The 632-nt window shown below is 62.8% G+C and carries 1 protein-coding gene; it reads left to right on the forward strand.

Annotated features, from left to right (window positions below):
* On the forward strand, positions 1-632 hold a 632-nt coding region (locus CXQ90_RS21745), incomplete at both ends, for an aminotransferase class I/II-fold pyridoxal phosphate-dependent enzyme (protein WP_146068963.1).

The following is a 632-nucleotide window of genomic DNA, read 5'->3' on the forward strand; positions in this document are numbered from 1 at the left end:
TGACCGTGCCGTTTCTTCCACGCACCGCCATGAAGCCCTCTTTTCAGACCGTGCCTTCCATATCAAGCAGTCGGCGGTGCGTGACGTCTTTGACATCTCCATCCGGCCGGGGCTGATCTCGCTGGCGGGAGGCAGCCCCTACCTTCGTTCGCTTCCCCTGGCTGAACTGGGCCTGTCGGCGCAGCGCATCATCGCCGAACACGGACTCGAAGCGCTGCAGTACGGTGCCGGACAGGGCATGGAGGAGCTCCGCATCCAGGCCTGTGAGGTCATGGCAGCGGAAGGAATTACCGACGCCGATCCTGCGGACATTGTCATCACCACGGGCTCCCAGTCCGCCCAGGACGTTGCCGCCAAAGTATTCTGCAACCCCGGAGACGTGGTGCTGTGCGAGGACCCAACCTATGTTGGGGCACTGAACGCCTTCGAAGCGTACGAGGTTCAGATGCACGCCCTCCCGGTGGACAGTGAGGGCCTGGTGCCTGAAGCGCTGGAGGAAGCGATCACTTCGCTGCGGAAGCAGGGCAAGACCATCAAGATGCTCTACACCATTCCCAGTTTCAACAATCCCAGCGGAGTGACCCTGGCCGCCCGCAGACGGCCCCGCATCGTCGAAATCTGCGCGCGGGCGA

This window comes from Arthrobacter sp. ZGTC131 (assembly GCF_002929275.1).
Lineage (GTDB): Bacteria > Actinomycetota > Actinomycetes > Actinomycetales > Micrococcaceae > Arthrobacter.